This window comes from Ktedonobacterales bacterium, from assembly GCA_036557285.1.
Taxonomy (GTDB): domain Bacteria; phylum Chloroflexota; class Ktedonobacteria; order Ktedonobacterales; family DATBGS01; genus DATBHW01.
In genome coordinates this window covers 1-19,631 of the sequence record DATBHW010000025.1, presented here as the reverse complement: position 1 = coordinate 19,631, position 19,631 = coordinate 1, and the positions used below count along the sequence as shown (strand labels likewise).

The following is a 19,631-nucleotide window of genomic DNA, read 5'->3' as shown; positions in this document are numbered from 1 at the left end:
CCCTGAAGGCGAGCGTTCGCCCTGGCGCAGCGGTGGCCGCCGGGACGGCGGCGCTACAGGCGCCCCGCAGCCCCTCCTGCCGCCTGGAAGGCGGCGCTACAGGACGGCGGCGCTACAGGCGGCAAGCCTACTGCGGCGCCCCGGCCATCTGCGCGATCAATCCCGCGAGAACCGCTGGCCGCTGAAGTGGCGCGTCATGGACGGTATCGGCCAGATACTCGACGCGAACCGCAGGATGCGCCGCCAGGATGCGCGCAATGCCCTCGCGCTTGGCGGCCTGAAACTGGCGCTGACGATCATCTGCCGCCTGCTGCTCCGGGCAGACCAGCAGAATCGGACAGGTCACGTGGTCATACAGCGCCAGCGTGGGCTGCTCCCACATCGCTTCCAGAATCTGGAGATGGTTTGCCAGCGAAAGGCGCGGGGCAACCGTCCCATCGGCGCGCAGTTCGACGATATGCAAGAAGATGTCTTCAAGCTGTGGACTCCAGACCTCCGCCAGCGGCCCGCGCTGCGGAAACGTCAGGAACGTTCCGGCGGGCGTTCCGGCAAACTGCGGCGGGGCCAGTTCTTTCAGCATGCGCTCTTTAGTCCAGCCTGCCCGCTGGCCCATCTGCGTAAAGCCGCCATCCACCAGCACAATCGCGTGGGTGTCCTGCGGATAGGTCGCCGCGTAGTTCAGCACGACGCCTCCACCCCAGGAATGCCCCACGACGACAGGGCGCTCCAGCCCCAGAGCGGCAGCAACGGCGTGATCGTCGGCCAGAATCTCCTCAAAGGTGTAGCCGTGATCTGGCTTGTCGCTCTCGCCATGACCGCGCTGATCGAGCGCCACCACACGGAAGCCGCGCCGCGCCAGCAGAGGGGCGGTCAAGTCCCAGATGCGCGCCGCCGAAGCCAGCCCGTGAATCAATAAGAGCGGCGGGAGGCCCGAAGCCGCTCCCGCCGCTGGCTGCCATGCCCGATAATGAAAGCGCAGCCCGCGCGCCTCAACCGTCGCATCCTCCAGAGTCACATCTGCTGCCTGTTCCTGCATTACATCTTCTCCAGACGCGCAAAGCTGACATCCAGCGTCTTTTTGCCAAAACGCTCGCCAAAATCAACTTCGACCAGTTCGTTATCGTGTTCCTGCATACTGCTGACGACGGTCCCAACGCCATAGACGCGATGCTTCACGCGGTCCCCCGCGTGAAATTGTGGCCCGCTTGGCTCGGCGGGCGGGCGGTCTGGTGTGGCCGAAGGCGTCTCATCCTCTGCTAGCTCGCGCGCGATCTGGCTGGAATAGCCCCAGCCACCTGGGCCAGAGGCGCGGGCAGCCCAGCCGCCCCGGCTGCGATTGCTGGGGGGGGCGTCCATCGTCGCGCCCCCTGGCACGCTGCGCGGCAGGCTCACGCTGCCAGAGGCTCTGCTGCGCGGCATGCTCTGGCGGCCATCCACCAGATGCTCAGGAATATCCATCAGGAAGCGCGAGGGTTCCATCACACTACCGCCCGCCTCGCCAAAGCTGCCATAGAACGTGCGCCGGAAGGCGCGCACCAGATAGAGCCGCTTCATAGCGCGGGTGATGCCCACATAGGCCAGGCGCCGCTCCTCTTCAAGCTGCTTGATGTCCATCAACGAGCGCCCATGCGGCAGCAACCCCTCTTCCATCCCGACGATAAACACCGCCGGAAACTCCAGCCCCTTGGCCGCGTGCAGCGTAATCAGTGTGGCGGCGTCGGCGTCTTCCTGGGCCAGTCTGGCCCGCTCATCGCCGCTGGTCTGAACCACATCGGCCCCGCCGACCAGCGCCACCTGCTCCAGAAACAGTTGCAGCGCCGTCCCCGGCTCAATCTCGGAATAATCCATTGCCACCCGCTGCAATTCGCGCACATTGCGCAGACGCTCTTCGCCCTCTTCGCTGCCCCCGCTCAACTCCGAGCGATAGCCGGTCTGATTGAGAATCTGCTCGATCAGATCGGGCAGGCGCTCCGTGGCTGCCGCAGCCAGCAGATTATCCAGAATCGCGCAGAAATTGACAAGCGCCCGCTTCCCCGCCGTGTTCAGCGTCGGATGATCTTGAATCGTGCGCAGCGCCTCGCAGACCGGCAGCTTTTGCATATCGGCCCACTTGAGCAGTTCATCCAGCGTCTTTGGGCCAATTTTGCGGTTGGGAACGTTGATGATGCGCTTCAGGCTAAAGGTATCTGACGGATTCAACAGCAGCCGCAGATAGGAAAGCACGTCTTTGATTTCTTTGCGCTCATAGAAGCGTTTGGATCCGATCACCTTATAGGGGACGCCCGCCCGGATAAACTGCTCTTCCAAGGCCCGCGATTGCGCGTTGGTCCGGTACATCACCGCGCAATCCTTCAGCTTCACCTCACCCCGCGCCACCAGGCGGCGGATTTCGTTCGCCACCCACTGGCCCTCTTCCTCCTCGTTATATGCCTCGTGGACCAATATGCGTTCGCCGCCCCTGGTCTCGGTCCAGAGCCGCTTATCCTTGCGCGAAAGGTTATGCTGCACCACCTGGCGCGCCGCGTCGAGGATCGGCTGGGTGGAGCGATAGTTCTGCTCCAGCAGAATGACCCGCGCTTCAGGGAAGTCTTGCTCGAAAGCCAGGATATTGCGCACATCTGCGCCGCGCCAGGAATAGATGCCCTGGTCCTCATCGCCCACGACACAGACATTGCGATGGCCGGGGTTCTCCGGCGTGCCTTTGCCCAGCAGCATTACCAGCTTATACTGCGCGATATTCGTATCTTGAAACTCATCAATATGCAAAAAGCGATAGCGCGCCTGATAACGCTCCAGCACATCGGGATGCTGCCGCCAGAGGGTATGGGTCAGCAGGATCAGATCATCGAAATCAACGGCGTTATTGTGTTGCAGCAAGCGTTGGTATTCTTTATAGACGCGCGCCACGATTTCATCATAGTATTTGCGCGCTTGCTCGGCGAATTGCAGCGGCCCCATCAGTTCATTTTTCGCCCGCGAAATGGCGCTGAGCATGCTGCGGGGCTGATATTGTTTATCATTCAGATCGAGATTCAGAACCGCCTGCTTTGCCAGCGTGGTCTGGTCGTCATCATCGAAGATCGCAAAGTTGGAGGGGATGACTCCGGTCTGGTTGCCCTCGCGCCGTAAGATACGCGCACAGATGGCGTGGAAGGTGCCAATCGTCAGATCGCGCGCCCGCGCGCCCACCAGCTTATCCAATCGCTCGCGCATCTCGCGGGCGGCCTTGTTGGTAAAAGTCACGGCCAGCAAGCCCCAGGGCGGCACGTCCTGCTCGCGCAAGAGATAGGCGATTCGATGCGTAATCACCCGCGTCTTCCCGCTGCCCGGCCCCGCCAGAATCAGCAGCGGCCCTTCGCCGTGTGTCACTGCTTCCTGCTGCGGCGCGTTCAATCCCGTCAGCAGGTCCAACTTCGTTCCCTCCCTTGGTATGGTCATAAGCCAACTCCTTAGCAAGCAAGGTCCATGCTCTTCACAACAGGCATTCCAGCGTTTTTTGGGTCTGCGCGCCCCAGGGCGTCACACGCGCGTCAGCACAGCAATACTCCCTCTCGGAGAAGGAGAGAAACAGCCCAATATAGGTATTGTAACATGCGCGTTGCAGAGCGTCGAGGGTTTCAAAGCGTGTAAACACGTTTCACCGCCGGATAGCAGCAGGGGCACAGCCCCATCGAACAGGTCCGCGCCCCTGCTGCTCTGATCCGGTCTCGATCAGGCCAGCCCCGCCTGTACACGCGCCGCGAGAGCTTGCAGCGTCGCCATATCAGACGGCTCAGGCAATCTGAAGCCCTTCAGCGCCGCGTCGTTGAGGTAGCGCGGGATGACATGAATATGGAAGTGAAAGACGCTCTGGCCTGCGGCTGGCTCGTTGAACTGCGACACCCACATCCCATCTGGCTTAAACTCGCGCTTGATCGCCCGCGCAATGCGCGCCGCCGCGCTGAGCAGCGGCCCGGCCAGGTCATCAGGCAATTCATAAATGTTTCTGAAATGCCGAATGGGGATTACCAGCGTATGCCCCTCTGTCAATTGTTGCAGGCTCATAAAAGCCATGACCGTCTCGTCTCGATAGACTACCGCAGCAGGAATCTGGCCCGCAATAATTTTGCAAAAGACACAATCGTCCATAGGGTTCCTTTCTCTTTTCCAATTACTGCTAGCGCCACCGTCTCTGGCGGCGCTAGCAGTAACAGCCCTCAATCGCCATCCCACGCCCCATCAGAGTGGCGCAGGAAGTTATCAATCAGCCGCGCCGGGCCAACCCTCGCCGCCAGCGCCAGCAAGACTGGCTGGTCTGGCGCGATGCGTGGCAAGGCCAGCATCGTGTTGGGGTCGCACACATCGGCGTAATCCAGGTGGGCGCGCGGCTCGCGGGCGATGACGCGGGCAAGCGCGGCGCGCAGGATGTCGGTATTCTGTTCGCCAGCGTCAACCAGCCGCCGCGCCTCTTGAAGAGCCTGGTAGAGAATCGTGGCGGCCTGGCGTTCTTCAGGCGAGAGATACGCGTTGCGGCTGCTCATAGCAAGGCCATCAGCTTCGCGCACCGTCGGCAGGACACGCAGCGTCAGGGCAAAATGCAGATCGACAATAAGCTGACGGATCACCGCCACCTGCTGGGCGTCTTTCTGGCCGAAATAGGCGCGCTGAGGGCAGACAACCTGAAAGAGCTTGGCAACGACAGTGGCAACACCGCGAAAGTGGCCGGGGCGGCTCGCGCCCTCCAGGCGCTCAACCAGCGGCCCAACGGGGTCTACATAGCACGCGAACCCAGGCGCGTAGACATCATCAGCGGCAGGCGTGAAGATGTAGTCAGCGCCCGCCTGTTCCAGCAGCGCCAGATCGCGCGGCAGGTCGCGCGGGTAGCGCGAAAGGTCTTCGCGTGGGCCAAACTGCGTGGGATTGACGAAAATGCTGACGACGACCCGCGCGCATTCCTGGCGGGCAGCGCGTGCCAGAGAGAGATGCCCATCGTGGAGATAGCCCATCGTCGGGACAAGGCCAACGCTTTCGTCCGTCGCCCAGCGCCGCGCCAGAGCCTGCATCTCGGCAACCGTGTTGATGATCTGCATCCGCGCCTCCTTCTCTTCTTCCAGGTGGCCGCTTCCCGGCGCTGCAAGCCCTTTTCGCGGGCGGTGGCAAACGACGCCAGCAACTCGATGCCCATCATGTGAAGTACCCACAGTTAAAGCAGTGGGCTTCTACGACGCCGTAGCATCGTGGGCCACTTCCTGGCCCCGGAACAACATGTTGAGTGCCGCGTTGTGGTCCCGGTCTAGCTCTGCGCCGCATGCGCAGGAGTGCCAGCGTTCGGAGAGTTCCTTTTTCACGATGGTTCCACACCCGCTGCAAAGCTGGCTGGTGTACTTGGGGTCTACCAACACCACGCGCCGCCCGGCCCTCTCAGCCTTGACGATGCAGAACTGTTGGAACTGACCCCAACCAGCATCTAGGATGGATTGATTTAAGCCCGCCTTGGCCGCCGCCCCATTGGGCAGATACGCGCCCTCGTGGTCTGGGTCCGGTTTGGCTTCCGGCGTGGCGGTCATATTGAGGATAGACAGGTCTTCCATCGCCAGTAGCCCGTACTCATCCACCAGGCGGCGGGAAAGCTGATGATGAAAGTTGTGCCGTTGGTTGCGGACCTTGCGATGTGCCTTTGCCAGCGCGATAGCCGCTCGTTTTCTGCGATGACTGCCATATTTCCGCCGGTCCTTGACCTGGCTCAGCCGCTTGAGACGCTTCAAGCCTTTGCGATACTGCCGGGGGTTCTCGATCTGCTCGCCTGTAGACAACGTGGCAAAATGCAGCACACCCAGGTCCAGCCCAACGGCGGCAGTAGTGGGCGGCAAGGGAGGTTCCTCGGCCACCTCACAGGAGAACGTGACGTACCATTGGTCTATATCGCGCCGGATGGTGACAGTTTTGATTGTACGCTGCATCTCCCGATGCAGCCTGACTTTCACGTCGCCCACACCAGCCAGCGCCAGGCGGTCCCCGTGCAGCTTCCAGCCAGCCACGTCAGGATAGGTGAAACTCTGATAGCGGGTGGCACTCTTGAAACGCGGGTAGCCAGGGGTGTCCCCATTCCTGATGCGGCGGAAGAAGGCGGCAAAGGCTTTGTCCAGGCGGCGCAGCACGTCTTGCAGGACATGCGAGGGAACGTCTTGATAGGCGGGGTACGTCTGCTTCAGGTCGGGCAACTCGTTGATTTGGGCATAGCAGGAAAGCGAGGCGTGGCGCATCTGATAGTAGGTGCGGCGTTGTTCCAGCCCCGCGTTGTACAGGTCACGACAGCGCCGCAGAAAGAACAGCAGCGTCTGTTCTTGCCTGGCTGTTGGGGAGATACGGTATTTGAACGTCTTCCTACTCGGCACGCGCTGGTCCCTTCTGGTGGGCCAGCACATACTGCTCTAACGCCCACAACACTTCGCCGGTAAAGGAGCGCTTATGGGCCTTGCCCAAGGCTCGTAAGGCTGCTTGAAGTTCCGGTGAGATATAGATGGTCGTGCGTTTCAGTTTGGCATCGTTGTTCATGATGATAGTATATCATCGCTTTGTAATCTTGCCAAGCGGTGGGCCTCCTGACCCCGCCTGAAGACGGGGGTATGCGGCGGCCCTTTCATCAAGAAGAAAGAAGAAAAGGACAGGGCGCTAGAAGGGCGTGCGAATAGGGTCGGCTGGCGTTGGCGTCCCGGTGAGGAGTGGAAACGACTGGCCCTCCACCACCACCAGGACGCCGACGCCCCGCCGGAGCGCCGCCAATTCTTCTTGAAGCTGGCGGTTTTCCGCAACGAGCGCCTGCATCCGCTGGCGCATCTCCAGCAGCGCGTTGGCGATCTGCTCAAACCCTTCGATTGTCGGATCCATAGCTGGCCCCTTTTCATCTGTCTGGGCCGATTAGCCTGCGACCATGCTCTGACGACCCCGGACAATAGCCTCTCTCGATGCTGTCATACAATCGGTCTGAGATAGAAAACGAGCAATCTCTGTGGTAAGTAACATGCCTGGGCGTTCGCCAAAATCGCCGCCGCGCGCGAAGCCGCCGCAGACCATCACGCAGCCCTTCTGACGCTGCCTTGTCGCGCATGGTATGATGAAAGCGACAGGCGCTTCCAGGTACTTCCAGGTGCTTCCAGGCATCTAGCAGAAAGAGGGCCAATTACGCATGGACAGCCAGCGTGGAAAGCAACCATCATCGGATCAGGCCAAAAGTGCGCCGCAGGGTCCGGTAGTGGTCATGGATTCGTCGCGGCTCTGGCGACAGAATCGCTATATCTATCCGGTACTGGCGCGGCGCACCGGCGGCGTCTCGATTGGCGTCAACCTCAACGTTGATAAGATTTGCAACTTCGGCTGCATCTACTGCGAAGTCAATCGCCGCATGGCCCCGCTCATCAAGGATGTGGACCTGGAGGCGCTGACCACCGAAATGCGCGCGGCGCTGGCAATGGCGCAGAGCGGCGAACTGCTGCTCGATGCCCGCTTTGCCGGGCGGGCCGCGCCGGACGGCGGGGCGCTGCGCGTCACCGACATTGCCTTTTCGGGCGATGGCGAACCAACCTCGTTCCGCAACTTCAAGGCTGTCGTGGAGCGCACGATTGCCCTGCGTGATGAGGCCGGAGCGCGCGAGCGACCAACGGGAGCGAGAGGGGCGGCGCCCGGTGGCAGCCCGCGAGCCGCAGGCGAGAGTGCGGGAACCCAGTTCCCGCAAGGGCTGCCCCCCGGAGGGGCCGTCCAGCACTCCGGGCCGGAGGCCGGAGCGCGCGAGCGACCAGCGGGAGCGAGAGGGGCGGCGCCCGGAGCCGTCCAGCACTCCGGGCCGGAGGCCGGGCTGCCCAACATCAAGATCGTCGTGATTACCAATGCCTCGCTTTTTCACCGGCCCCAGGTGCGCGAGGCGCTGGCGCTGGTGGACCGCGCTGGCGGCGAGGTATGGGCCAAGCTGGACGCGGGTACGGCTGACTACTTCAAGCTGATTGACGATACGACCATTCCCTATGAACGCATCCTGCGCAACATTCGTGACCTGGGGCGCGCACAGCCGCTGGTCATTCAGAGCTGCTTTATGCGCGTGCATGGCGTCGGACCGAGCGATGAAGAGATTGCCGCGTATATCGGGCGGCTTCGTGATTTTCTGGAGCAGGGCGCGCGCATCAAACTGGTGCAGGTCTACAGTGTCTCACGGCCTCCTGCGGAAAGCTACGTCACCGCCCTGCCACCCTCGGAGCTAGAGGGCATCCGCAGCCACGTCGAAGCCGCGCTGGGGTCTATCCCCGTCAGGCGCTTCGACGGCACATGGACTGGCGCGGCCTGAACCAGTTCAACTTTTTACCGCCCGATGCCGCGTGACATACTCGCGGAGAGCGCGATTCATCTGCGTTTGATACCCCTTGCCCCGACTCGCCCTGGCCTTGAACCAGGCAATAAGGTCAGCGTCAAGGCGCAGCGTGATCTGCTGCTTCACCGGGCGGTAAAAGACGCCGCGCCTGGCCTCGCTCCAGTCGAGTACCTCCGGGGCGTCTGACGTATCAATCTCTTCCTCAGACATGGCAGCCAGCGCTTCTAGTTCCGCTTGCTGCTCTGGGGTGAGTTGGTTAGAAGTTCCCTTCTTCATAAGCTTTCCTTTCGTGGGCAGTCGCACGTCTCGCGCTGATGATACGCCCGGTTTCCTGGCTGGTCGCAGGGTCCAACTTGGGAGGGGTATGCACCACGAATACCGTCACTGGCCCGATCCTGCCAATCGTTTGCCAGCGTTCCTCATCGGGATACGGGTCACGGCGGCTGAGCGCGAGCGGGTCATCGAACACAAGGGCTGCTGTCTCAAAGCTCAGATGATGCTTCCGCTTATTGCTCACATTCTTCTGCTCATCCCAGATCCAGCGCACGGTTTGCCCCACAGTAACTACACAATTGTAACTACATTTTAGCATGTAGAGAGGGGCGCTGCAAGTCGTGTTCATCAGTTTGCGACGCATGCTGGTAACGGCGCATAATAGGGGCAAACCGAGGCTCACCAGAGAGAAGGCTGTTCCATTGTGACATCCCCCGATGGCTTACCGACGATCACCAGCGCGCACCTGCGCCTCTATCAACTCTATGACATCAGCTACAGTATTGATCTGGAGCACGCGCGCCGCTTCTTGCTGACACCAAGCGCCCGCGCCCGTCCGGTGGTGAGCCGGGGCGCGCGGATTGATATTCCCCAGCTTCCCCTGGAAACGCGCCTGAACGATTACCCCGTGACGCTCGGCGGCAGACAACTGCTCGGCCACATGCAGGCGCGCGTCTATGACCTGGGCATTGTGGCGCTCTCCCTGGTCATCGCCCTGCCGATGCCGCTCCGCTGGAACGAGGCCATCGAACTGCTCGCCGATGCCCAGGCGTTCCCCGCCCAGGTCGCCGCCATCTTTGCTGAAAATCTGGAGGGTCTGCGCAAACGCCTGGAACCGGCCATCGAACGCCCCAACAAGAACGTGCGCGGCGAAGACTATACCATCTTCTTCATCGAACGGCTCGACGCAGGCCCACCAGCCGCGACATTGGGCCGTCATCCCATGCTGCTTCAGGTCGCGTTGGGCGAGCGCAAAACGCTGAGCGCCGCCGCGTCTTCGCTGGCGACCAGCCTGAGCTACTACGAAGACGACCTGATCTTTCTCACCTGGAGCGCGGCGGTAGTCATCGAGCCAGACGCTGCCGCGCGCGAGGACGCCGAACTGCTGCTGGAGTTTGCCAACGCGCAGCTACTCTCTCTACGCTCCTATGACGCCGAGGTGGAACGCGATATGCAGCGCCTGACGCCGCGCATCGCCCGCCCCCGACGCCCGCAGTGGGCGGCGCTGCGTTCAACTGGCGGCTTTCTGCGTGAGATTCATAGCCTGATCGCCGACATCACCGAAACCCGCGCGCGCATCGAAAACGCTCTTAAAGTCACCGAAGATGTCTATTGGAACCGCGTCTATGCAGCGGCGCTGACCATCCTGCGCGTCCAGGTCTGGCAAACCGGCATTGACGAAGCCCTGAGCGTTCTCCGGCAAACGGCTTCTCTCCTGCATGAAGAAACGCAGGCCGCCTGGGGTACGCTGCTGGAGATTATGATTATCGTCCTGATCGCGGTGGAACTGGTGGTCGCGCTGCTGGGCCTGCACTGATCCCCATTCAGGCCGCCTGGTCAGCGCCCCTCAATTCGTGCGCACTTCTGTCTCTTGCCAGGCCACGCGCCGCGCCTTTCTGCCCTGCCAGACGCGAGCCAGCCCCCAAAACGCTGCGCCGCTGCGGGCGCGCTTGCCAAGCGTCACCACAAAGAAGAAAAGCAGACCCCCAAACACCAGGATGCTGACCAGACTGATCAGCCGATCCAGCAGGATGGTTGCGCCCGCCAGGTTTTGCGCCGCGCCGGTATGCGGCACAAAGAGCAAGATCATGGCAAACATCCCTGCTTCGACAAATCCCACCCCGCCGCTTGTCAGCGGTACAGTGGTCAGCAGCGATTCTCCCAGCGCGATCAAAAACGCCGCTGCGAAAACATGCGCCGGATCGCCGCTGAGAAGTCCGGTAGCCAGAGCCACCAGCAGAAAACGCAGCGATTCCACCAGCCAGATGCTGGCCGTCAGGGGGGCCAGCAGGTGAAGCCGCTTGAACGAACCAAGGGTTCCCTCTTGAAAATGAACGTAGTGGGGGCGCAAGCGCGCCGGAACCAGCCGCCCAATCTGCTGACGCCACAGGCGCAGCGCCACCAGCCCACCGACCAGAGCAACCACCAGCGCCAAACACACCTGCAACGCAAGCTCCACCTGCGCGGGCAATTGCTCATGCAGGCTCACCAGAATCGCCACAATAAAGAACAGGGGCAGCGCGATCAGATCAATGATGCGCTCGGCGAAGACTGTGCCAAACGAGCGCGTCGTGGAGACATTGGCCTCTTGCCGCAGCAGATAGGCGCGGTAGAGATCGCCCAGCTTGGCCGGAACGACGACGTTGGCAAACCAGGAGAGATAGAGAATCTTCGTCAGGGTAATAAAACCGGGCAGGCGCGCCCCTGACTCTTTGCGATAGCCAGCATTCTCCAGCAGCAGCTTCCAGCGAACGACCCGCAGCATGAGCGAGGCGTAAAAAGCTATCAGGGCCGCCAGAAAGAGCCAGATGTTGGCCTGGACCAGCGCAGCGCCGATGCTTTGGGGATTCAACTCCAGGCTCAAGTGCTGCGCCAGCAGCGCAAAGATGACGATAACCGCGATGAGCGGAACGATAGTGCGCCAGCTTACAAGCTTCTTGCGGAGCGAAAGCTGCTCTAGTTCTTCTTGTTTCTTCATAGGCGGCATAACAGAACTTAGAACGCCTCACAAAACCTACGTGCCATCAAGGGGCGGGGCCGTAGCGCCAGCGTCCCCGCTGGCCGGGGCGGGGCCATAGCGCCAGCGTCCTCGCTGGCCGGGGCAGGGCCGTAGCGCCGGTTTTGTCAGGGACTCTTACCGGCGAATACCAAGCCGCACCAGCAGCAGCGGGCGGAAGATCCGCCACCAATCGCGGAATGGCCGCATCTTGGTATAGCCTATCTTACGATCAAGGGGATACACTTTGGTTGCCGGTACCTCAACGGCAACGCCTTTCTGGAGGCAGCGAAAATACAGATATGGCTCCAGTTCGTAGCGATTCAGCCACTCCTGACCCAGCGGAAACGAGAGCGCAGTGTCGGTCAGGAAGGCGCGAAAGCCGTTGGTCCCATCGGTCACGCGGCGAAAAGCGATCAGCGTGAACAGCGCCGAATACCCCCAGGTCATGAAAGTACGGCTCAAGGGATGATGCACGCGCCTGCCGCCGCGCAGATAGCGGGAACCCTGCACAAACTCGGCTCGCCCCTGTTCGATTGGCTCCAGCAGGCGCGGGATCTCAGCGGGAATATCCTGGTCGTCGCTGGCCGCCACGACCACGACATCATAGCCATGATCGCGCGCATAATAGATGCCTGTGCGTATGGCCGCGCCGACGCCCATATTCTGCGCGTGGCGGATCACCACCGCGCCCAACGCGGCGGCTTCTGCCCCGGTGCCGTCCGTCGAACAGTCATCAACGACCAGAATCGTATGCACCACCCCCGCAGGCGTCTTGGAGATGGTTGCCCCTATTTTGCCCGCCTCGTTCAAGGCGGGCAGCACCAGCAGCACCCGCTGAATCCTGGTCCGTTTGGGAGCCGCCGCTGCCTGAGCGCCCATCGCAGCGGTTTCAGGCACAGTATCCAGCGCCGCCCGCATCTTTTCATCCCTACTCATGCCTGGCATCCTCTCGTTAGCTCATCTCCCCGGGCCAATCAGATTTTCACCGCGTTACGGTGATCGGCGCGCCCGCAGGCGCTTCCGCGCTCCTGGTCGCCTGGGCCACAGCTTCCAGGACAGCCGTAATCTGTGTTTCGGTCATCTCCGCAAACACCGGAAGCGAAAGGCACTGCGCGGCAATCCACTCGCTGACCGGGAAGCGCAGGCCCGCCAGTTCAGGGTACGCCCTCTGGTGATGGATAGGAACCGGATAATGCAGCCCCGTCTCAATGCCAGCCGCCGCCAGGCTGTTCTGCAACGCCGCTCGATCCGCTGCGCGAATGACATACAGATGCCAGACCGGCTCATTGGCTTCCGCCGCCTGCGGCAGCCCGATGGGCAGCCCGGCCAGCCGTGTCGTGTAGGCGTGCGCAACCTGGCGACGGGCAGCGTTCCAGGCGTCGAGAGCGCGCAGCTTCACCCGCAGTATCGCCGCCTGCATGCTATCGAGCCGCCGATTGAAGGCCAGCATCTCATGATGATATTTGACCTTCTGCCCATAGTTGCGCAGCATCCGCACCCGCTGCGCCAATGCCGGATCATTCGTCGTCAGCGCCCCGGCGTCGCCAGCCGCCCCCAGGTTTTTCCCCGGATAGAAACTGAAGGCGGCGGCGTGGCCCAGGCTCCCCGCGCGGCGGCCCTTATAGCGCGCGCCATGTGCCTGGCAGGCGTCCTCCAACACAAACAACTGATGACGCGCCGCAAGCTCCATCAGCGGGTCCATATCCACCGTCTGACCATAGAGATGCACCGGCACAATCGCTCTGGTGCGCGGCGTAATCGCCGCTTCTATCGAAGCCGGGTCCATCAGATAGGTATCGGGCCGCACTTCCACCAGAACAGGCGTGGCCCCTGTGAACGAAATCGCCGAGACGGTGGCGATAAACGTATGGCTGACCGTAATCACCTCGTCGCCCGGACCAACCCCCGCCGCGCGCAGCCCCAATTCAAGCGCGCTGATACCTGAGTCCATGCCCACACAGGCGCGCGTCCCGCAAAACGCGGCAAACTCCTCCTCGAAGGCCGCCACCTCTTCTCCCAGGATGAAGTGGCAGCTATCCAGCACCCGCGCAACGGCAGCGTCAATATCAGATCGAATCGGAGCGAGCTGCGCTTTGAGGTCCACAAACGGAACAGACATACCTTTCCTCCCTCATAGGGCGGGGCCGTAGCGCCAGCGCCCCGCTGGCCGGGCCGGGGCCGGACCGTAGCGCCAGCGTCCCGCTGGCCGGGGCGGGGCCAAACGCCGGTTTTGTTAGGGATTCTTGGCGGCCCGCCGGGGCGGCCCCCCTCCCTGATCAATGCGCTCCCGGCCCAATCCCTGGGCAAGCACATCCCGATAGCGGCCATCCACCACATCATAAGGGGTCAGTCCATAGGGGCATTCCAGACTCGTCACCGGGCGCAAGATGCGCGCGGGGTTGCCAGCAACCACCATTCCGGCAGGCACATCCCGCGTGATCACGCTCCCTGAACCAACCAGCGCGCCCGCGCCGATCACCACTCCCGCCCCAACCACCACCCCGACCCCCAGGCGCGCGCCGCGTTGAATCACCGGCCCCTGCATACACTTGGTACACACCGGATGCGGGTCATTGGCAAACTTGACGCCGGGGGCCAGAAACACCTCATCCTCAATTGTACTGTACTGGGCAATATAGACCCCCGTATGAATATGGACAGCGTTGCCAATCGTGACCCCATAATCAACGACACTGTGGCTGTTGATAGACACATGATCCCCAATGGCGCACTCTTCCCGCACGATGACAAAATGCCCGGTCTCAAAATGCGCGCCTATCCGGCTGCCCGCGTACAGAACGGTTCCGCTCCGCAGGCGGGCATGGGGGCCAAGCGACCCTGCCAGTTCCACACCGGCTCGGCCCGTCCGGGCGCCAATCATCACCCACGCATCGGCCTCAAGCCCTTCGCCAATCTGGACAACCGGATCATGCTCCAGAGGAAAAGAGGACATAACGTTGTTCCATTTCCACCGGCACGCCGCCCGCCTTGAGAGATCGCTGGATCGCATCCATGATAGCGACAACGCGCACTCCATCCCATCCATCGCTCAACGGGCGGCGGCCAGCCAGCGCCGCCTGAACAAAATGGCGCGCCTGCTCGCGCAGCGGCTCATCGCCGCGCACCGGAGGGATACGCACCTCGCCGCTGCGTACCACATACTGAAACTCGCCGTAAGAAGCGTAAGGCGAAGGCTCCTCCCTCGCGCCTTTATCGTAAATGCGCAGCCCTTCCATCGGCTGCACATCATCCAGCACCGCCATTCTCTGCCGACCAACCACCGTGACCTCACGTACTTTGCGGGGATCAAGCCAGCTCACCCGCAGGTGCGCCGCCACGCCGCCTGGCATTTCGAGGGTGATGAAGACAACATCCTCGCGCCCCGCTTGCAGGTACGAAAAGCCCTGCGCGGTGACGCGGAGCGGCATATGATCAAGCAGATGCAACACAATAGATATATCATGCGGGGCAAGATCCCAGGCGGCATTCACATCCGGGCGAATTGGCCCAAGGTTGGTGCGCACCAGACAAAGGTAACACACCTCTCCAAAGCCAGGATCGAGTATTTCCTGCCGGAGCGCGTTCACGCCCGCGTTATAGCGGAAAATATGGCCGACCATCAACGTCCGCTGACACGCATCGGCGCACTGCGCCAGGGCAACCGCCTCCTCTACCTGCGTAGTCAGCGGCTTCTCACAGAGGGTATGCTTGCCCGCGCGCAAGGCGGCTGAGGCAAGGGCAAAATGGGAGCGAGCATCAGTCGCTACGACGACCGCCTGGATGTCCTCGGCGCTCAAGAGTTCATCCACCGAGGCCACCACACGCACACCCGGATAGCGCGCGGCCACACGCTGCCGTATGTCGGGCCGCGTGTCACACGCGACAACAAGTTTTGTCTGCTCCAATTCCGATAAGACGCGCAGGTAATTCTGCCCCCACTGCCCACACCCGATCACACCCACGCGCAGATGACCGGACGACCCATCAGAGCGTTCCTGGGGCGCATGCTCATCAATGTGCGCTTGCTGGTTCACGTTGCTTTGAGTCACCAATGCGATTACTCCAGGGCTGGCAGCGCCTTCTAATGTCGCCCGATTGTTTCTGGAGGCTTAGAGCGCCTCACACAACCTCCGCACAGCAGGGGCGGGGGTGTAGCGCCGTCCTCCCAGGCGGCAGGGGTGGGGCCAACCGTCGGTTGTGTGAGGCATTCTTAGTAGAGGATTATTGACACTCCCCATGGCTCAAGCCAGGGGATTCTTCCTTCATCCAGCGAGCTTAGCAGACCGCAATCGCTTGCGGCTACCAGAGGTTCCCTGTCCAGAAGCGTTACGTACTGCCGAGGCAGCACCCGTTCCCGCCTGCCCGGCGGTACGGTTGAGGGCCAGTTCTAAGATGTTGAGAGCCGCATTATGATCTCGATCAAGCACCAAACCGCATTCCGGGCAAACGTGCGTCCGCATGCTGAGCGTCTTCTTGACCCGGAACCCACAGCCAGAGCAATCCTGCGTGGTGAAGCGTGGGGAGACGGCCACCACGGAAATGCCATGCAGGGAGCCATAGTATCTGAGCCAGCCCAGGAACAGCCCCCAACTGGCATCGCTGATACTCTTGGCAAGATGATGATTCTTGACCAGGCTGGCTATCTTGAGGTCTTCGTAGGCGATCAGGTCGTGAGACGAGACGAGCGCACTTGCCGCCTTCGCGGCGAAGTCTTTACGCTGCCTACTGACTTTCAGATAGCCTTTTGCCAGGCGTTTGCTGGCTTTCTTGCGGTTCTTCCCGCGTTTCTGCTTGCGGGAGACGCGCCGATGCAAGCGTTTCAGTTTGGCCTCGGCCTTCCTGAGATAGCGAGGATTGTCTACCTGTTGGCCCGCAGAATCGGTGTAGAAGGCTTTCAAGCCGACATCAATGCCCACCTGTTTCCCCGTCGGCGAGTGGTCTATCTGTCGATCTGCCTGGACGGCCAACTGCACATAGTACCCGTCGGCGCGCTTGAGGAGACGGACCCGCTTGATCTGCTGCATGGGAAACGTTTCAATGGAGCGTGTGCCAATGAGGCGCAGCGTCCCAATGCTGTGTCCGTCCGTGAAGGTGAGCGAACGCCCATCCGGTTCCAACCGCCAGCCAGAGGTCTTGTACTCGACAGACCGGTTCTCTTTCTGGAAGCGGGGATAGCCCTTCTTCCCTGGCTTGTGGTTCCGGCAGTTCTCGTAGAAGCGTGCAATTGCAAACCAGGCACGATCAGCCGCCGCCTGGCGGGCCATCGCATTGAGCCGCGCGGCAAACGGGTAGTCTTTCGCCAGTTGCGCGCAGTAGGCTTGCAGGTCATTTTTGCCCGTACCCCGCGTATCCATCCACAACCGGAGCGCCTTGTTGCGCACAAACTGCGTGGTACGGATGGCTGCCTCAATCGCGCTTTGCTGGCGTTGATTGGTCCTAAGTTTGTACTCCAGAATCAGCACGCACGCCTCGCTTCTTGGCCCCTTCACGGATCAGGATTTCGAGCATGGCCGTATGTGAGATGCCTGTGGCCTTACTCATGGCGTCCAGCAACGCTCTGGCCTCTGGTGTTAAGCGGAATCCTGTTGATTGCTTCATATCAATATTGTAGCACAAAACGCGAAACGTTGTCAAACAGCGAGACGGCGGCGCTTCCTCCCCATGACTAAAGTCAGGAGCTTTCGCGCTCGCCCTCGGTAAAGAACATCTAAAAGAACATCTAGAAGTAGAACGCAAGGCAGTTGACGGGGTAACGCGACATTCGACAGCCCAGGGCCAGCGCGCTGCCCGGCCCACCCTTGATTTTCCGCTCCCAGGCGGCCTATAACTACTAATGGAAGAGAACAGACCGGCGCGTCGGTTTGTGCGCAGCGCGAACAGCTTTGATACGAGTGAGCAGAGGCCAGTGGCGCACTCGAAGCGATCCTGGCCGGATGCAGGAGAGCAAAAGCATGCTAAAAATGGACGCTGAAACCCGCCAGACCATGCAAACCTTTCTGGCGCAGTACGATACCTTGTTGATTGCCACCGAGCGCGATCACCAGCCCTTTACAACGGGCGCTTTCTTCGCCGAAGAGATCAGCGAAAACGGCGACATCACCCTCTATTTTACCTTCATTGTCACCTCGCGCAAGCTGGCGAACCTGCGCGACAACCCCAAAGTCGGCATTTTCATCGGGCCGCGCCAGCCAACCGAATGGCTGGAAGGAACAGGCGCGGCGCAGGTGGTGGAGGAGGCGCAGGAAGCCGAGCGCGTCAAGAGCCTGGTGATGAACAAATCCGAACTGGCGGGCAAGTTCATGGCGCAGGTACCGATTGTGCCGGTGCGCGTGGCCGTCACCTGGGCGCGCATCACCGACCTGCGCGCGGGCTACAAAGTCACTGAAGTGCAATCCGAAAAGGAAATGATCGCATGAACGCGGCGGTAAGCGCCCAACCAGGGCGCATAGCCTTTTTTGCGCAGACGACGCGCGCCCAGGTGCTGCCGGTGATGATGGCCCCGGTGCTGCTCGGCACAGCACTGGCCTGGGATCAACTCCAGGTCTTCAACATCGGCTTCTTCTTACTGGCCTTTGTGGGCGCGCTGGTGGCTCACCTGGGGGCAAACGTCATCAACGATGTTTTCGATTTTCGCAGCGGCGCGGACCAGAAGGCGGCGACGCTGGATACCGGCGACACGAAGCAGACGATCCCCACCGGCTCGGTCAACTTGCTGACGGGCAAGCTAACGCTGCGCCAATACTGGACGCTGGCGGGCGCGCTCTTTGGTGTGGCCCTGGCCTGCGGGCTGGTCCTGACCATCTGGCGGCCCTGGACGCTGGCGTTTGCTGTTGGCGGCTTCTTGCTGGCCTTCTTCTATGTTGCGCCGCCGGTGCGCCTGGCCTACGTGGGGCGCGGCGCGGGCGAAATAGATATTGTGCTGGCCTTTGGTGTCTTGCCGCTGGTAGGGGCGTTCTATGTCCAGGCCGGAACAGTGACCTGGCAGGCAGTGGCCGTATCGCTGGCAGTGGGCCTGTACACCATGACCGTGTTATACTTCCATCACTTCCTGCACTGGCGGGCTGATCGAGCCGTAGGCAAAATGTCGCCCGTAGCCGCGCTGGGCGAAGCGCGCGGGCGTATCGTCGGCTACGCGCTGCTGGCGCTGGTGGGGCTGGTGATTCTGGCCGATAGCTTTATCGGCGCGCTGCCCTGGTACGCGGCGTTCGCGGCGCTGACCATTCTGCTGCCGCTCAACGCGCTGCGGCAGGCCGATGGCTCGCTGCCGGGCTATCTGCGCGTGATGGCGAATCTGATGAATGGCAACCTGCTGGCGGCCCTGATCATGCTGGCGGCCAGCATCGTCCAGGGCATTCTGCGCTAAATTGGGAACGCTCGCCAGGGCGGCTGCCGCGTGTAGCGCCGCCGTCCCTGGCGGCAACCCGCGTGTAGCGCCGCCGTCCCTGGCGGCGAAAAAAAGGGGGAGCAATGAGCAAGGCCCAGACTGAGCAGGCAACCGAGATTTCGCCTGCCAAAGAGAAAGACTCGCGGATTATCTACGGAAACTATGGCTCGATCATTACCGGGAAGAACCCGACCTGGCAATATGGCGGCTTCCCGCTGCCAGATGGCTCGTTCTGGCAGTATCGTGAGCCAAACGCGGTGGTCGTCGTCGAAGGTGATCGGCTGCGCGTAGCTGCTGTACCTCTGACGCGCAGCAATGATCAGGTGCAGATTCTCGACAACGCCAAGAACATGTATTTCTCCACGCAGATGTTCGAGCCGCCGGAGCAAGGGACGATTACCCTGGAATGGTGGATGAGCGCGCGCGGCATAGATACCGCGCCCCACGACCTCTATGACGGGTTTGTCTCGATCAATCTGCTGGACTTCGCTACCGGCCTGGCGCTGGATGTGTTCATGTCCAACGACGTGATCGCCACCGTCTACGCCCGGCTGCCCTTTCCGGGCGTGCCTGTGCCGGAAGAGAGCCAGACTGATCGGCCCAAATATTTCTGTTATTTCCACGAATTAGACACCGCGACGAAGCCAGGAACGAGACACGATTGCAAGATTGCCTATACGAAAAGCGCAAACGAGTTGATCTTCTGGATTGACGGCGTGGAAGCCAGCCACTATACCGAAGTTCCGGCCAAGATGAACTCGTTCCTGATCGCGCTGGGTCTGATGACCGAGAAGGCTCAGCATCAGGGCAAGAGCATCTCGCTGCATGGACAGGGGCTGATTGGCGAGTGGGGACCGTTTACCATCACAAAGAACCGTTAAAGCTCCTTCAAGAAGCGCGCTCCTGACCGAGTGGAG

At 61.4% G+C, this 19,631-nt stretch carries 20 protein-coding genes; 5 read left to right on the top strand and 15 right to left on the bottom strand.

What is annotated here, in order from left to right; all coding sequences use genetic code 11:
* Positions 1-127: 127 nt before the first annotated feature.
* The 7 genes from VH599_08310 to VH599_08280 form a co-directional block, all read right to left on the bottom strand.
* Positions 128-1,036, bottom strand: a complete 909-nt coding sequence (locus VH599_08310) for an alpha/beta hydrolase (protein ID HEY7348309.1) — start codon at positions 1,034-1,036, stop codon at positions 128-130.
* Positions 1,036-3,438, bottom strand: coding sequence for a UvrD-helicase domain-containing protein (locus VH599_08305; protein HEY7348308.1), 2,403 nt, complete (start codon positions 3,436-3,438; stop codon positions 1,036-1,038). Before VH599_08305 ends, VH599_08310 begins: the two co-directional genes overlap by 1 nt.
* Positions 3,439-3,711: 273 nt before the next feature.
* Entirely contained in the window at positions 3,712-4,212 is a 501-nt protein-coding gene (locus VH599_08300) for an HIT family protein (GenBank protein HEY7348307.1), read from the bottom strand.
* The gene (gene panC / locus VH599_08295; GenBank protein ID HEY7348306.1) at positions 4,197-5,069 is read right to left on the bottom strand and encodes a pantoate--beta-alanine ligase; all 873 of its coding nucleotides are present in this window, start codon (positions 5,067-5,069) and stop codon (positions 4,197-4,199) included. The genes VH599_08300 and panC overlap by 16 nt, the downstream gene beginning before the upstream one ends.
* Before the next feature lie 129 nt (positions 5,070-5,198).
* The gene (locus VH599_08290; protein HEY7348305.1) at positions 5,199-6,374 is read right to left on the bottom strand and encodes a transposase; all 1,176 of its coding nucleotides are present in this window, start codon (positions 6,372-6,374) and stop codon (positions 5,199-5,201) included.
* On the bottom strand, positions 6,364-6,534 hold the full coding sequence (locus VH599_08285; GenBank protein HEY7348304.1) for a hypothetical protein: 171 nt from the start codon (positions 6,532-6,534) through the stop codon (positions 6,364-6,366). The genes VH599_08290 and VH599_08285 overlap by 11 nt, the downstream gene beginning before the upstream one ends.
* 117 nt (positions 6,535-6,651) lie before the next feature.
* On the bottom strand, positions 6,652-6,867 hold the full coding sequence (locus tag VH599_08280; protein ID HEY7348303.1) for a hypothetical protein: 216 nt from the start codon (positions 6,865-6,867) through the stop codon (positions 6,652-6,654).
* Between the two features lie 298 nt (positions 6,868-7,165).
* Here VH599_08280 and VH599_08275 point away from each other — a divergent pair, with 298 nt between their 5' ends.
* Entirely contained in the window at positions 7,166-8,314 is a 1,149-nt protein-coding gene (locus VH599_08275; protein HEY7348302.1) for a hypothetical protein, read from the top strand.
* A gap of 6 nt (positions 8,315-8,320) precedes the next feature.
* Here the strand turns inward: VH599_08275 and VH599_08270 are convergent, their stop codons facing one another.
* Positions 8,321-8,614 carry a BrnA antitoxin family protein gene (locus tag VH599_08270; protein HEY7348301.1) on the bottom strand — a complete coding sequence of 98 codons (294 nt, stop codon included), beginning with the start codon at positions 8,612-8,614 and terminating at the stop codon, positions 8,321-8,323.
* On the bottom strand, positions 8,595-8,930 hold the full coding sequence (locus tag VH599_08265; protein ID HEY7348300.1) for a BrnT family toxin: 336 nt from the start codon (positions 8,928-8,930) through the stop codon (positions 8,595-8,597). The genes VH599_08270 and VH599_08265 overlap by 20 nt, the downstream gene beginning before the upstream one ends.
* 105 nt (positions 8,931-9,035) lie before the next feature.
* Here VH599_08265 and VH599_08260 point away from each other — a divergent pair, with 105 nt between their 5' ends.
* Complete coding sequence (locus tag VH599_08260; protein ID HEY7348299.1) at positions 9,036-10,148, top strand: hypothetical protein; 1,113 nt, start codon at positions 9,036-9,038, stop codon at positions 10,146-10,148.
* Positions 10,149-10,178: 30 nt separating this feature from the next.
* Here VH599_08260 and VH599_08255 read toward each other — a convergent pair whose 3' ends face one another.
* The 6 genes from VH599_08255 to VH599_08230 form a co-directional block, all read right to left on the bottom strand.
* Positions 10,179-11,318, bottom strand: a complete 1,140-nt coding sequence (locus tag VH599_08255; protein ID HEY7348298.1) for a lysylphosphatidylglycerol synthase transmembrane domain-containing protein — start codon at positions 11,316-11,318, stop codon at positions 10,179-10,181.
* A gap of 147 nt (positions 11,319-11,465) precedes the next feature.
* A complete protein-coding gene (locus VH599_08250) occupies positions 11,466-12,266 on the bottom strand; it encodes a glycosyltransferase family 2 protein (protein ID HEY7348297.1) in 801 nt (266 codons plus the stop codon).
* 46 nt (positions 12,267-12,312) lie between these two features.
* Positions 12,313-13,449 (bottom strand): DegT/DnrJ/EryC1/StrS family aminotransferase, encoded by a 1,137-nt coding sequence (locus VH599_08245; GenBank protein HEY7348296.1) that lies wholly within the window; start codon positions 13,447-13,449, stop codon positions 12,313-12,315.
* Positions 13,450-13,563: 114 nt separating this feature from the next.
* Entirely contained in the window at positions 13,564-14,283 is a 720-nt protein-coding gene (locus VH599_08240; protein ID HEY7348295.1) for a hypothetical protein, read from the bottom strand.
* Entirely contained in the window at positions 14,258-15,379 is a 1,122-nt protein-coding gene (locus VH599_08235; protein ID HEY7348294.1) for a Gfo/Idh/MocA family oxidoreductase, read from the bottom strand. Before VH599_08235 ends, VH599_08240 begins: the two co-directional genes overlap by 26 nt.
* Before the next feature lie 213 nt (positions 15,380-15,592).
* The gene (locus VH599_08230; GenBank protein HEY7348293.1) at positions 15,593-16,792 is read right to left on the bottom strand and encodes a transposase; all 1,200 of its coding nucleotides are present in this window, start codon (positions 16,790-16,792) and stop codon (positions 15,593-15,595) included.
* A 489-nt stretch (positions 16,793-17,281) separates the two neighbouring features.
* On the opposite strand from VH599_08230, the gene VH599_08225 reads away from it, so the two are divergent.
* From VH599_08225 to VH599_08215, 3 genes are all read left to right on the top strand, one after another.
* Positions 17,282-17,746: a pyridoxamine 5'-phosphate oxidase family protein gene (locus VH599_08225; protein ID HEY7348292.1), complete on the top strand. Its 465-nt coding sequence runs from the start codon at positions 17,282-17,284 to the stop codon at positions 17,744-17,746.
* Positions 17,743-18,693, top strand: a complete 951-nt coding sequence (locus VH599_08220) for a prenyltransferase (protein HEY7348291.1) — start codon at positions 17,743-17,745, stop codon at positions 18,691-18,693. Before VH599_08225 ends, VH599_08220 begins: the two co-directional genes overlap by 4 nt.
* 104 nt (positions 18,694-18,797) lie before the next feature.
* Entirely contained in the window at positions 18,798-19,595 is a 798-nt protein-coding gene (locus VH599_08215) for a DUF6081 family protein (GenBank protein HEY7348290.1), read from the top strand.
* Positions 19,596-19,631: the final 36 nt, after the last annotated feature.